Origin of the sequence: Flavobacterium amniphilum, from assembly GCF_023634845.1 — a bacterium.
Classification (GTDB): domain Bacteria; phylum Bacteroidota; class Bacteroidia; order Flavobacteriales; family Flavobacteriaceae; genus Flavobacterium; species Flavobacterium amniphilum.
In genome coordinates this window covers 92374-105592 of the sequence record NZ_JAMLJL010000009.1, presented here as the reverse complement: position 1 = coordinate 105592, position 13219 = coordinate 92374, and the positions used below count along the sequence as shown (strand labels likewise).

General features: G+C 35.1%; 12 protein-coding genes. 5 read left to right on the top strand and 7 right to left on the bottom strand.

Annotated features, from left to right (window positions below; genetic code table 11):
* The first annotated feature begins 18 nt into the window (after positions 1–18).
* Positions 19–1878: a M61 family metallopeptidase gene (locus NAT51_RS11800; RefSeq protein WP_250599130.1), complete on the top strand. Its 1860-nt coding sequence runs from the start codon at positions 19–21 to the stop codon at positions 1876–1878.
* Positions 1879–1985: 107 nt separating this feature from the next.
* On the top strand, positions 1986–2708 hold the full coding sequence (locus tag NAT51_RS11795; protein WP_250599129.1) for a DUF4369 domain-containing protein: 723 nt from the start codon (positions 1986–1988) through the stop codon (positions 2706–2708).
* A 395-nt stretch (positions 2709–3103) separates the two neighbouring features.
* Here the strand turns inward: NAT51_RS11795 and NAT51_RS11790 are convergent, their stop codons facing one another.
* Positions 3104–4564 carry an aminoacyl-histidine dipeptidase gene (locus NAT51_RS11790; RefSeq protein ID WP_250599128.1) on the bottom strand — a complete coding sequence of 487 codons (1461 nt, stop codon included), beginning with the start codon at positions 4562–4564 and terminating at the stop codon, positions 3104–3106.
* A gap of 129 nt (positions 4565–4693) precedes the next feature.
* Between NAT51_RS11790 and NAT51_RS11785 the strand changes: the two genes are divergently transcribed.
* Complete coding sequence (locus tag NAT51_RS11785; protein ID WP_250599127.1) at positions 4694–5749, top strand: DUF3810 domain-containing protein; 1056 nt, start codon at positions 4694–4696, stop codon at positions 5747–5749.
* Between the two features lie 13 nt (positions 5750–5762).
* On the opposite strand, the gene NAT51_RS11780 is transcribed toward NAT51_RS11785, so the two are convergent.
* From NAT51_RS11780 to NAT51_RS11755, 6 genes are all read right to left on the bottom strand, one after another.
* Entirely contained in the window at positions 5763–6125 is a 363-nt protein-coding gene (locus NAT51_RS11780) for a cupin domain-containing protein (protein WP_250599126.1), read from the bottom strand.
* A 195-nt stretch (positions 6126–6320) separates the two neighbouring features.
* Positions 6321–6911, bottom strand: coding sequence for an NAD(P)H-dependent oxidoreductase (locus tag NAT51_RS11775; protein ID WP_250599125.1), 591 nt, complete (start codon positions 6909–6911; stop codon positions 6321–6323).
* Between the two features lie 19 nt (positions 6912–6930).
* Positions 6931–8484 (bottom strand): FAD-dependent monooxygenase, encoded by a 1554-nt coding sequence (locus NAT51_RS11770; protein WP_250599124.1) that lies wholly within the window; start codon positions 8482–8484, stop codon positions 6931–6933.
* A gap of 5 nt (positions 8485–8489) precedes the next feature.
* Entirely contained in the window at positions 8490–9713 is a 1224-nt protein-coding gene (locus NAT51_RS11765; protein WP_250599123.1) for a 3-oxoacyl-[acyl-carrier-protein] synthase III C-terminal domain-containing protein, read from the bottom strand.
* Between the two features lie 128 nt (positions 9714–9841).
* Positions 9842–10405 (bottom strand): Crp/Fnr family transcriptional regulator, encoded by a 564-nt coding sequence (locus tag NAT51_RS11760; RefSeq protein WP_250599122.1) that lies wholly within the window; start codon positions 10403–10405, stop codon positions 9842–9844.
* A 180-nt stretch (positions 10406–10585) separates the two neighbouring features.
* The gene (locus NAT51_RS11755) at positions 10586–11890 is read right to left on the bottom strand and encodes an NAD(P)/FAD-dependent oxidoreductase (protein ID WP_250599121.1); all 1305 of its coding nucleotides are present in this window, start codon (positions 11888–11890) and stop codon (positions 10586–10588) included.
* A gap of 161 nt (positions 11891–12051) precedes the next feature.
* On the opposite strand from NAT51_RS11755, the gene NAT51_RS11750 reads away from it, so the two are divergent.
* Both NAT51_RS11750 and NAT51_RS11745 read left to right on the top strand, forming a co-directional pair.
* Complete coding sequence (locus tag NAT51_RS11750) at positions 12052–12546, top strand: RNA polymerase sigma factor (protein WP_250599120.1); 495 nt, start codon at positions 12052–12054, stop codon at positions 12544–12546.
* Positions 12547–12562: 16 nt separating this feature from the next.
* Positions 12563–13204: a hypothetical protein gene (locus tag NAT51_RS11745; protein ID WP_250599119.1), complete on the top strand. Its 642-nt coding sequence runs from the start codon at positions 12563–12565 to the stop codon at positions 13202–13204.
* Positions 13205–13219 lie beyond the last annotated feature (15 nt).

Genomic DNA, 13219 nt, shown 5'->3' with positions numbered 1-13219 from the left:
CAATTAACAATCATAAAGATGAAAAAGATACTTATTGTAGCTTCATTTGCTTTCTTTGCAATAAGCTCTATGACAGCACAAAGCAAAGCAAAAAACAATGCTACCGCTGAAGTTCAGGTAAATATTGATTTAAACAAAATCAATGATGATAAACTAATGGTAACCGTAACACCTACAAAAGTAAGTGAAAACGAGATTACATTTAATATCCCTAAAACAGTTCCGGGAACTTATTCAACCGATAATTACGGAAAATACATTGAAAACCTGAAAGCTTACGACGCTAAAGGGAATGCTTTGGAAGTAGCTAAATTGGACGACAACACTTGGCGTATCAGTAAAGCTAAAAAATTAAGCAAAGTAACTTACTGGGTTAACGACACTTACGACCAGGAAACACAAGGTGGTCTTGGCGGTAAAGATGTGTTTTCACCGGCCGGAACAAATATTGACCCTAATTGCTTCATGATTAATACGCACGGTTTCGTAGGGTATTTCTCAGATAAAAAAGAGGTTCCTTATACCCTTAATATATCACACTCAGGTGAATTATTCGGTGCGACTGCTTTAGTTGATACAGATGCAAGTAATACAACAGACACATTCAAAGCATCGCGTTATGCCGAATTGGTTGACCACCCAATCATGTATACCAAACCGGATTACACTACTTTTAAAGTAGAAGATATGGACATCATCATCAGTGTATATTCTCCAAACGGGAAATTCAAAGCTGCTGACATCACTCCGAACATGGAAAAAATGATGAAAGCACAAAAGAAATTCCTTGGTCCGATCAACAACACCAAGAAGTATGCAGTTCTTATTTACCTTTCTGACGTACAAAAAAATGATGCCAAAGGTTTTGGAGCTTTAGAACACACTACTTCAACAACTGTAGTAATGCCTGAAATGATGCCGGCAGAACAAATGGATGAGCAATTGAAAGATATCGTTTCACATGAATTCTTTCACATCGTAACACCTCTTGGTATCCATGCTAATGAAATTCACTATTTCGATTTCAATGCACCTAAAATGTCAAAACACTTATGGATGTATGAAGGAGTTACTGAATATTTTGCCAACTTATTCCAGGTTAATCAAGGCTTAATCACTGAAGATCAGTTTTTCGACAGAATGTCTGATAAAATAAGAACGGCTTCTACCATGAACGATACTATGCCATTCACGCAAATGAGTGCAAATGTTTTGGAACAACCTTACAAAGACCAATATTTAAATGTATACCAAAAGGGTGCCTTAATCGGAATGTGTGTTGACATGATTATCCGTGAGGAAAGCAATGGTCAAAGAGGTATTTTGGACTTAATGCAGAAATTGAACAACGAATACGGCATCAAAAAACCATTCAACGATGAAGAGTTGTTTGCAAAAATCGTTTCGTTGACGTATCCTAAAGTCGGTGAGTTCTTCAAAACGTATGTTGAAGGACCAACACCAATTCCTTATGACCAGTTCTTCAAAAGAATGGGTGTAACTTCAGCTAAAACAAAAGTTCCAGGAAATCCATTCTACAAAGCACAGGCTCCTTACATTACAGTAAACCCGCAAACTAAAGAAATCGTGGTAATCCCTGGAATTGAACTTCCTGACTTCTACCCTAATTTAGGAATAAAACCTGGTGACATCATCACAACAGTAAATGGCAAAGCTTACAATCTTGACAACATTTACGATATGATTATGGAAAGTCAAAACTGGAAAGAAGACGACGCTATCGCCATCAAAATCAAACGTGACGGAAAAGAACAGGAATTAAAAGGAAAAGTAAAACTTCCTTATGAAGAAATGGAAGGTTACAAATCAACCGATGATTCTAAAAAGACACTACGTGATGCTTGGTTAAAAGGATAAGTCATTTGCAAAAGCTTTCTTTTAAAAGAAAGAAATAACCATATAAATCCTCAGTTTAAAATTTAAATTGAGGATTTTTTTATTATTTTGCGCCAAATTTAAAAACTATGCACAAATTATTAATTGCCGTACTATCGCTGACACTTTTGGTTTCATGTGGAGAGGAGAAAACAGAAGGAAATCTTGAAATTACCGGAATCATCAAAGGCTTTAAAAAAGGAAAACTATATATTCAAAAAGTTGAAGACACAACATTGGTAACTTTAGACACAATCGTTTTAAACGGTACTTCAAACTTTGAAAGTCACCTCAACCTTGAATCTCCGGAGATGCTTTATTTATTTGTAGACCGCGGTGTAACAAATTCGGTTGATAACAACCTTCTTTTCTTTGCTGAACCCGGAAAAATCAATATTGAAACTGATTTGGATTTCTTCTTATCCAATGCTAAAATCACAGGATCAAAAAACCATGAGTTATATGATCAGTATAAAGGCATTATTTCGAAATTTAATGACCAACAGTTATTATTATTGAAAGAGCAACTGATGGGAACAAAAGGAAATAAAAACTATTCGGCTGAAGAAAACCAAAAGAAACAGGATGCTTTATTGAAGAAAAGATATTTGTATGCCGGAAATTTTGCACTTACAAATGCCAATAAAGAAGTCGCTCCTTATATTGTTTTAAGTGATATTTATGACATGCAGCCAAAGTTTCTGGATACAATTTACAAGTCCATGACTCCTGAAGTTGCCAAATCTAAATATGGTAAAAAATTCACCGAATACTTAAAAGAAGTAAAAAAAGTAAAAGACACAACTCAATAGATACTAAACAAAAATCCCGCCTGATTCAGACGGGATTTTTTATTTCAAACAAGAAATTTCTTTTAAATAAAAGAATTGCAACTTAAATTATGGACAATATTGAGTTCCACTTACCCAAAGTGTACATACAAGTACACCGCTGGCATTATAATCCCACTCACAACATCTTCTAAGTGGTCTTGCCCCAATAATTGTTTTTTGTTCAGCCGTGCTTAGTTCCTGCGCACCTGACAGATTTGAAAGATTTTTAATCATTTTTTTGGTTTTTTGGTTAATAAAAATTTTCTTACATAAAATTAACTAAACCACTGAAAATCAGTTACGGTTTTTCCTCAAAAAAACTTAAAAATAAAAAAACCCGTCACTTGACGGGTTTCATCTATAATAACAAATCTTTACTTCACAGGAATATTACCTAAGATTTCCAATAAAAATTTCCAGAATTTTTGTGAGGATTTAATCGAAGCTCTTTCATCCGGGCTATGTGCACCATGAATCGTTGGTCCGAAAGAAATCATATCCATTCCAGGGTAATTGGTTCCAAGAATTCCACATTCTAAACCGGCGTGACAGGCAACAACTTTTGGTTTTTCATTGTTTTGCTTCTCATAGATACCCACTAAAACGTCTAATATCTCAGACTTCACATTGGGTGTCCAACCCGGGTAAGATCCGCTGAAAGTCACTTCACATCCAAACAATTCATAAGCAGAACGTAAAGCATTAGCCAAATCAAATTTGGAAGACTCAACTGACGATCGTGTTAAATTCTGAATTGAAATCTCACCATCTTTTACAATTACTCTTGCAATGTTATTTGATGTTTCCACTAAATCGTCCATATCGGCACTCATTCTGTAAACACCATTGTGAGCTGCATAAATTGAACGTAACAAACCTTCCTGAACTCCTAAATCCATTACTTTAACCGGTAAATCCGATTTTTCAATCGTAATTTGAAGGTTTGGTTCCATTGTTTTGAATTCGGCCTTGATATCACCAATGATTTCCTGCATGTCAAACACAAAAGCTTCATCATACATCCCGGCAATAATCACTTTGGCAACACTTTCCCTCGGAATGGCATTACGTAAACTACCACCTGAAATTTCGGCAATCTGTAAACCGAAATTCTCAAAACCGTCAAATAACAAACGGTTCATTATTTTATTGGCATTACCCAGCCCTTTGTGGATATCCATTCCGGAGTGACCTCCGCTCAATCCTTTTACGGTAATAACATACCCTACCGATCCTTCCGGTGTTTCTTCCTCGTTATATTCTCGGACAGCGGTTACATCAACACCGCCGGCACATCCGATATCAATTTCATCATCTTCTTCAGTATCCAGATTTAAAAGAATTTCCCCTTTCAGAATCCCTCCTTTTAAATTTAATGCACCAGTCATCCCTGTTTCTTCATCGATAGTGAACAAAGCATCAATAGCAGGATGCGGAATATCTTTACTTTCCAAAATAGCCATAATTGCAGCTACTCCTAAACCGTTATCAGCTCCTAGAGTTGTTCCTTTGGCACGAACCCAGTCACCGTCAACATACATATCAATTCCTTGTTTGTCAAAATCGAAAACCGTATCATTGTTTTTTTGGTGAACCATATCCAAATGCCCTTGCATTACGATGGTTTTACGGTTTTCCATTCCTGGAGTTGCCGGTTTACGGATAATTACATTTCTGATTTCATCTTCAAAAGTCTCTAAACCCAAACTTTCACCGAAATTTTTCATGAACTCGATCACTCGCTCTTCTTTTTTAGAAGGGCGTGGAACTGCATTTAAATCGGCAAACTTGTTCCAAAGCACTTTTGGCTCTAAATTTCTTATTTCCTGACTCATTTTAGTTAGTTTAATTCATTCCCTCTGCCTTTTAAGCTTAGGTCTGGTTACAAAGCTTCAAAGTTACAAAGTTTAACCACTTATTCTATTATCAGGAATGTTTATATTTACCTTTTAAAAACATTTTTTGTGAACCGAAAGTACCTTTTACCCATTTTACTGATTGTCCAGTTCATCGGACTAAAATTACTGGCTTTCTTTCCTGAATTTATCGAAACCTTTTACAGCAACGGACTTTATCAATACATATCTCATTTTTCAAGAACGGTATTCGGGTGGATACCTTTTTCGGTTGGTGATATACTCTACGGAATTCTGATACTTTGGATTATTTTCTGGCTAAAAAAACATTGGAAAATAACGTCAATGAAAGAAAAAACATTTTTGGCTTTAAATCTTTTATCTGTTGTATATTTTTTATTTCATTTTTTATGGGCCTTGAACTACTATCGTTTACCGCTTTTCGAAAAAATGGATTTAAAAACAGAATATTCACATGAACAATTACTCACTTTTACTAAAAAACTAATTTTAAAAACGAACGAAATACAATTTCAAATCACTCAGGACACGGCACAAAAAGTTGTGACTCCTTTTTCACGTCAGGAGATTTTTAAAAATTCAATTATTGGTTATCAAAGTTTAGGAAAAAAGCATCCTTACTTCAAATACGAAATACCAAGTCAAAAGGAATCATTAATGAGTTACCCGTTAACCTATATGGGGTTTGGTGGCTATCTGAATCCGTTTACCAATGAAGCACAGGTTAACAATAAAATCCCAATGTATAATTTCCCGGTAACCACCTGTCATGAAATGGCACATCAGTTAGGCTACGGAAGTGAAAGCGAATGCAACTTCATTGGTTTTTTAGCGGCTATACAAAACGAAGAATTATATTTTAAATATTCGGGTTATACCTTTGCTTTACGCTATTGTTTAGTTAATATCGGTTTGAAAAACGAAGCTGAGTTTGAAGATTTACTTGCAACCATCAACCCGGGCGTTTTGAAGAACTTCAAGGAGAGTGAAGAATACCGAAAAAAATACAAAACTTTTATAGATGATACTTTTGAAGTCATCTATGACAATTTTCTAAAAATGAACCAGCAGAAAGACGGCATGGAAAGCTACAGCAAATTTGTGGATTTGCTGATCAACTACTACGAAAAAGAAGCCTTATAAATTAGCGGGGATTCTATTTCATTTCCGTTACTATAACCGTAAAAGCGGCCTCACCAATATTGGTTGTTTTATGTTTTACGGCTGGAAGAGAAACAGCTTCCCCTGCTTTTACTTCAACTGTAGCCGGTTCTTTCCCTTTTACTTCTGCTTTCATTTTTACATCGGTTACTGCATAAACGGAATGCGCCTTATGAGAATGCCAGTCGGCAACTGCTCCCGGCGCAAAGGTTACTTGGGTAACAGTCATCTTATCGCTCTCGGCTAACACTTTGGCAGTTACCCCCGGCCATGGCTCTTTCATTTCCTGTGCATTGACTGCATTAAAAAATACTGACAGCATAAAAACCAACAGTATCATCTGAATTGATTTTTTCATTTGTATTTAATTTGAAGTTTTGCCTACTCTGTAACGTTTTCGGCTTCCCATAATAACAGCTTGGGTTTAGCTCAGGGAAATTCAGTTCATTATGTAAAAAGTACTTTAAAATTACGAAAAATATGTCTAAAATCCTTTTAATAATAAAGAAAGAGGACGGAATATTTACCATTCCGTCCTCCAGACAAACAAAAATTAAAACCGAGAAAATTTTTCTTCCAATTTCCTCAACCACTTTTCTCTTTTCTGATGATCAACCATTTTGACTCTGTTATAACTGATCCATTTCCTGTTTTTGTAACCTAATTTCCAAAATGTCCCCCTTATAAGCGCCCTTTGGATGGCATTCCCGAAAAACCAACGGTAAATAAAGCCCGGAGTATTCATGGTTGTGATAACAGTGACTCCCTTAATATTTTCCAAAAGAGGTCTCATCCGTGTATTACTTGAATTAGCATAATCATAAGCCAGTCCCGGAAATATGACTTTATCCACAAATCCTTTCATCAAAGCAGGCATTAATTCCCACCATATTGGAAAAATAAAAATAAGATGATCAGCATTTTTTAATCTTTCCTGATAACCAATAACCTGATTATCTACCGGCTTTTTATCCCGGAATGCCTTTAAATCCTGAGCAGTCATAACAGGATTAAATCCTTCTTTATCCAAGTGGATTAAATCGATGGAATGAGCAGCAAGCCTGAGTCCGTTTTGTACTGCATTCAGCAGGGAATTGCAGTAGCTCCCTTCATAAGGGTGGTTAAAAACAATTAAAACGTTCATATATTTGGGGTTTAACGGGTTAATTTGAATGAATCTTTTCCAGATAACTATTTATCTGGTTAAGAATCTCATCATATTGATTTACATTTCCGGTATTGAAAATGAATTTATCAGGCCTTATAATCACAAAATCAACTTTATGCCGGTTCATCCATCCGATAAAAAATTCAGATTGAATCCTATTGAAAAATTTAGAAGGATTTGAATCTACACCGATAAATTTCAGGAGACTGAATGAACTATACGGAATCATCTTTGAATCAGCCCGATATAAAACCACCCAATTAAAACCACAAACTTCATCAAAATAAAGCTCTCCATTCACACTAATGACTTTCGGTTGCGGGATTCTTTTCCCAACCAAAGAATGTTTAAGTTTTGAAAAATTATCGATTTCGATACCATAGAGGTGCTTGTTAATCAAAGCATCAATGGGTTTATTGGGCAACACATTAAACATCTTAAGCAAACCGTTTCTGAAAGGTGACAAAACCGGATTGGAGTACTGGATAAATCCGCCCAGAATAGCTGCCAGTTTAATGATTTTTTTAACTTGTGGTGCGCGTTCAGCTTGGTATGAATCCAATAAATTCTCAGTTGATGAATTATTATTACGGCAAGCGAGAGCCAGTTTCCAAGATAAATTTTTAGCATCTTTTATACCGGAACACATACCCTGGCCTAAAAAAGGTGGCATTTGATGGGCTGCATCACCGGCAAGGAAAATATTTCCGGAACGCCAACTGTTTGCCAATAATGTATAAAACGTATATTTTTTCTTCCGTATAATTTCAAAATCATCGATTGGAAAAAGAGCATTCAATTTCGGAATCATTTTAACAGCAAGCATTTCATCGGAAAGGTTACTGTCTTTTTCTGAAACCATAAATTCCCAACGGAAGTGTTTATCAACACCGTTTACATAAGTGATAGGCTGTTTCGGATCACAAAACTGTTTGTGGTCTTCTGAGAAAATTTCATCACCATGGTAATTTGTGTCAATTACAAACCATTCTTTTTTAAAACCAAAATCATATACTGAAATATTTAATTTTTTCCGTATTGGGCTTTTACCACCGTCACAGGCAATCAAAAATTTCGATTTAACCCTTACTTCTTCATTCTTGTTATTCTTAAGTACTAAAGAAACACGGTCTGAAGTCTGCGATAATTTGATCCAAGATGTTTCCTTCATAAAAGTTACATTGGAGTATTTAGCAAATCCATTCCGCAAATGTTTCTCGATCCCAGGTTGCAAAATCCAATTACAATCCGGAATATTTTCGGAAACACTCGAGTCCGGCTGAAATTGAAAAAGTGTTTTATCCCTTTTTGAAACCAAAGCATAATTTTCGAATGGTTTAATCGCATCTTCCAACATACTTCCATACAATCCCAATTCCTGAAAAATACGTATTACATCTTCGTCTATATGGACAGCCCTTGGATATTCTACAATATCAGGTTCGATATCAAAAACCAGAACCTTCAAGTTATATTTCCCTAAATAATTAGCAAATGTGGCCCCGGTAGGACCACAACCTGCTATTATTACATCATATATTTCTTCCATTGAAATTATAATTTTTCAACCAATAAAGAAGTTGCTGTTAAACCCGGTCCGAAAGCCATAGCCACAACTTTTGTTCCGGATGGAATAGTCGGATCATTAATAATTTCATTAAAAATATGCGGAATGGTTGCCGAAGACATATTTCCCTGACGACGCAAGACTTCATATGACCAACAAGCCTGTTCTTTAAAAATTCCGATTTCATCTACCACATAATCGATGATTTTTGGGCCGCCCGGATGAATTGCAAAATGCATTTTATACTTTTCCTCTTCCAGGTTTACACCAGCTTTTTCACAAAGTATGGTCAGGAATGATTTAATGTTTTTGCGGATAAAAACCGGTACACGCTTTGACAGAGTCATCAGGAAATTATATTCTCCAAGATCCCAAGACATATCCTCAAGAGAATCCGGTATGATTACTTCGTGCGAAGCCAGAATACGCAAGCCTTTTTTCTCCTGAATATTCTCATCCTGCATAAAAGTTTCCTCTTCATACAAAGAATAACCAATGAAACCGTCAGCAAAAAGAGAACAAATCATGGTGTTGGCGTTAGAAAATTCAGTCAGGTTTAAATGCGCAGACAGAAGTTCTGTATGAATTACATCCACTCTTCCATTTGTTGCACTGGCACTAACAAGACTACTTGCCGTACGGATGGCCGGAAAAGCGCCATAACAACCCATCTGATACGAATGAGTAACTTGGGTTGTCTCCCAATTTCTTGTAATAACAGCTTCCTGGGCTACACTTGGAGAAGCATAACCTGAACACGTTACGTGAACCAAATTTTCCGGATTTGTTTTGTTTTTAGCGTAGAATTCATCAAAAACACGAGTCATTTTTTCTTTAAACCATACCATTCGGTCACCAATTTTTGGCCCATATAAGTCACCCGGTTTAGTAATAAAACTTTTAGGTAATTTATACTCCGATGGCAAAGTCAGATGCATTTTGTTTTCGATAAACTCATCAACTTCTTCAAAAATTAAAATCTGTCTTTTATTGATATTTTCGGGGGAAACTGAATACTTGTCAACCTGATCTGAAATAAATTCAATACTTATTGACACATCATCTAGTTCGTCATCTCCAGTTACAGCTAAAGTAGGTTGGTTTTGAAAGTGATAATACAAAAACTTTGTGTATTGGTTCAGCTTTTTCTGGTCAGTTAGCTTGCCAACTAAAATGGGGTGAAAATTTGAAAGAATGACATTTTTTTTCATTTTTTATAAAAGTTTAGATTTGACGCAAATTTTAGCCAAATTCCTTTTATAAAAATTAACATTTGTTAATTAAATTCTTACAATAAATCTATTAACTGTTTAGCAACATTTTTTTTACTTTCAAAATGTCATTTCATGGTTTTCCTTGCCCTTATCCTACTCAGCGATACAGTGGTAATTCCTAAGTATGAAGCAATATACTGTAACGGAACACGCTGCAGGATATGTGATTTATTTTTGATTAAATTCAGGTAGCGTTCCTCAGGTTTTTCCTGTATATACGAAAGAAAATGATGTATATAATTGATGAACCTATCCGAAGTAAATTCAACAAATAATTCTTTGAAGGCAGGGTTTTCATCCAAAATGGTTCTCCAGTTTTCTTTTTTAATAACCAACAACCTGCACTCCTCAATGGTTTCTATACTGAAAGCACTTGGTGTGTTTTTAAAATAACTCTCAAAAGAAGAAACAAATTCATTTTCGAAAAAAAATTGAATCGTTATTTCCTTCCCATTGTAGTTATTAGATAAACGTATACATCCTTTGACTATAAAATACAACGTATTCGACACATCACCTTCATTTAAAAGTGTATGCTTTGCCGGTAAATATTCCTCATACCAGAAATTCTGGTATTTTTCAACAATATTTTTAAGTTTTGGAAAGGCTTTGAATAAATTAGTCAACATTTCGTTTCATTTAAATTAATCACAAAATCAGTTAACATGGTTTTTATATTTGGGCAGAATCAAAATCCTTTCATCAATCAGACTTAAATCCAAAAGATAATCAGTTCGTTATCTCTTCTGCAAGATACGAACATAAACAAAAACGAAAAAACAAATTGTAAGTAATTTCTTTAAATTTGATTATACTTCATCCGAAGTAAAAGTCGTAAAACTTTTCTTTTTATAAGGACGGATGATTAACCTTCCTTCTCGGTCGAAACGAATATAATTGTAAACCCAGTTCAAGAAAACAACTGCCTTATTTTTAAACCCGATTAACGAAAACAAATGTACAAACATCCAGACAAACCAAGCAAAAACCCCATTGAAATGATATTTTGGCAAATCGACTACCGCTTTATTACGGCCAATAGTTGCCATTGATCCCTTATCATTGTACTGGAAAGGTGTCATTGGTAAATTCTGAATGAATTTGATTAAGTTATCTCCTAACAAATCACCTTGCTGTAATGCCGGCTGAGCCATCATGGGATGACCTTGCGGATAAGCTTCTGAAACCATTGAAGCGATGTCACCAATTGCAAAAATGTTATCATACCCTTTGACCTGATTGAATTCGTTTACACGGATACGTTCAACTTTTTCAACCAAAGCCTCAGAATTTAAACCATGAACTGCTGCACCCTGAACTCCGGCAGTCCAAATCACGGTTGCCGTTTCAAAACTTAATTCTGAATTTGTTGTAATGGTTCTTCCGTCATAATTAGTTACCCTCACGTTTTTCCAGATTTTTACACCAAGGCTTTCCAGAAATGATTCGGAAGCGTTTGATGACTCAACACTCATTGTATTAAGTATCCGGTCACCACTCTGAATGAGGTTAATCTGCATTTTCTTTATATCAAGATCCGGATAATCTTTCTGAAGAATAGCTTTTTTCATTTCTGCCAAAGCACCGGCAAGTTCAACACCTGTTGGTCCTCCACCTACAAGCACAAAATTCATCAAAGCATTTCTATCCGCTTCCTCCTTGGTTAGAACGGCCTGTTCAAAATTCTCAAGAATTAGACTTCGTATATTCAGTGATTGCGGAATAGTTTTCATCGACATCGAATTCCGTTCAATTTCCTTATTCCCGAAATAATTCGTTTTGGAACCCGTGGCAATCACTAAAAAATCATAATGTAAATCGCCAATTTCAGAAAGTATTTTCTGATTTTGGGTATCTATTTCCTTCACACTTGTCAAACGGAAATAAAAATCATTACAGCCTTGGATTACTTTACGGATCGGGTACGCAATTGATCCCGCTTCCAAACCGCCTGTTGCTACTTGGTACAGCAAAGGCTGAAAAGTGTGGTAATTATGTTTATCCAGTAAAACAACCTGAAGATTTTTATTTTTAAGTTTTTTAGCCAGGGAAATTCCGGCAAAACCACCACCAATAATGACGACTCTTTTTTTATCCGATTGAGGTATATTCATTCTGTAGAATTTCAATATCCCAAAGATACAAAGTTTGGCAGGAATTTAAAAAGTCGTTTAACAACTAAAAAAACACATTTTCCATACACTGTTAAAAATAGTATATCCTTTTATTTTTTTTAATTTGTAACAGATTCCGGCAAAACACTACTAATTGTAATATGAGTAATGCACTAGAGCAATCATTTGTCACGCAACTAAAAGAAAATCAGAACATTGTTCACAAGATTTGTCGGCTATATACTCAAAATGAAGACGAGCACAATGATTTGTTTCAGGAAATCACTATTCAATTATGGAAGGCTTTTCCTAAATTCAGGGGTGACAGTAAATTTTCCACTTGGGCTTACCGCGTAGCATTAAATACCGCCATCACTTTATACCGTAAAAACACCAAATCAGTCAATACCATTGAGTTTGAAACGGGAAGGCATTTTGTACTGCAGGAAGATTACAATTACGAAGAAGAAGAGCACATCAAGCTTTTATACAAAGCTGTCCAACAATTAAACGACATTGAAAAAGCATTGGTTTTTATGTATCTGGAAGATAAAGACTATGTTGAGATTGCTGAAACTTTAGGGATCAGTGAAGTAAATGCACGTGTAAAAATGAACAGAATCAAAACAAAATTAAAACAAATTATTAATCCGTAACGATATAAGATATAGAATGGAAGAGCTGGATTTATTAAAAAAATCATGGAATAAAAAGGAGAATTTCCCTGAAGTAACAGAGGAGAAAATCTATGGTATGTTGCATAAAAACTCATCTTCAACCATAAAATGGATATTCCTGATCAGCATTATTGAGTTTTTATTTGGCTTACTTTTGAACGTAGGAATGCAGTTTACCAAAAGTCATGAAGACACGATTGATTTATTGAAGAAAGCCGGGGTTTTTACATTTTACCAAATTGGCTCCGGAATCATATGGGTAGTAGCATTATACTTTATTTACAGATTTTATACTATTTATAAAAAAGTATCAACTACGGATAGTGTAAAAAAATTGATGGAAACTATCATCAATGCCCGAAAAACAGTACGAAACTATATTATTTTTAATTTATCGGCGGGAGCTGTATTTTTATTTACGGTTTACTCATTTGTTTTAAATCAGATGTTGGAATCAATCTCAATAGAGCAACATAAAGAAATAACTACTGGCTTTTATTTAGGCGCTTTTGCAGCAATGATAATCGTGACAGCTGTATTCATCGGGTTATTTTGGCTATTCTACAGATTGATTTACGGATTCCTTTTAAAACGTTTAAAGAAGAACTATAACGAACTCGAAAAAATTGATTATTAAAAACATAAACAAAAA

Bases quoted from the DNA above. Each gene is read 5' to 3' on its own strand.
- NAT51_RS11780 (WP_250599126.1), bottom strand. From the start codon at position 6,125: ATGAAAAAATCAATTCAGATGATACTGTTGGTTTTTATGCTGTCAGTA.
- NAT51_RS11795 (WP_250599129.1), top strand. From the start codon at position 1,986: ATGCACAAATTATTAATTGCCGTACTATCGCTGACACTTTTGGTTTCA.
- NAT51_RS11800 (WP_250599130.1), top strand. From the start codon at position 19: ATGAAAAAGATACTTATTGTAGCTTCATTTGCTTTCTTTGCAATAAGC.
- NAT51_RS11765 (WP_250599123.1), bottom strand. From the start codon at position 9,713: ATGAAAAAAAATGTCATTCTTTCAAATTTTCACCCCATTTTAGTTGGC.
- NAT51_RS11790 (WP_250599128.1), bottom strand. From the start codon at position 4,564: ATGAGTCAGGAAATAAGAAATTTAGAGCCAAAAGTGCTTTGGAACAAG.
- NAT51_RS11760 (WP_250599122.1), bottom strand. From the start codon at position 10,405: ATGTTGACTAATTTATTCAAAGCCTTTCCAAAACTTAAAAATATTGTT.
- NAT51_RS11755 (WP_250599121.1), bottom strand. From the start codon at position 11,890: ATGAATATACCTCAATCGGATAAAAAAAGAGTCGTCATTATTGGTGGT.
- NAT51_RS11770 (WP_250599124.1), bottom strand. From the start codon at position 8,484: ATGGAAGAAATATATGATGTAATAATAGCAGGTTGTGGTCCTACCGGG.
- NAT51_RS11750 (WP_250599120.1), top strand. From the start codon at position 12,052: ATGAGTAATGCACTAGAGCAATCATTTGTCACGCAACTAAAAGAAAAT.
- NAT51_RS11745 (WP_250599119.1), top strand. From the start codon at position 12,563: ATGGAAGAGCTGGATTTATTAAAAAAATCATGGAATAAAAAGGAGAAT.
- NAT51_RS11775 (WP_250599125.1), bottom strand. From the start codon at position 6,911: ATGAACGTTTTAATTGTTTTTAACCACCCTTATGAAGGGAGCTACTGC.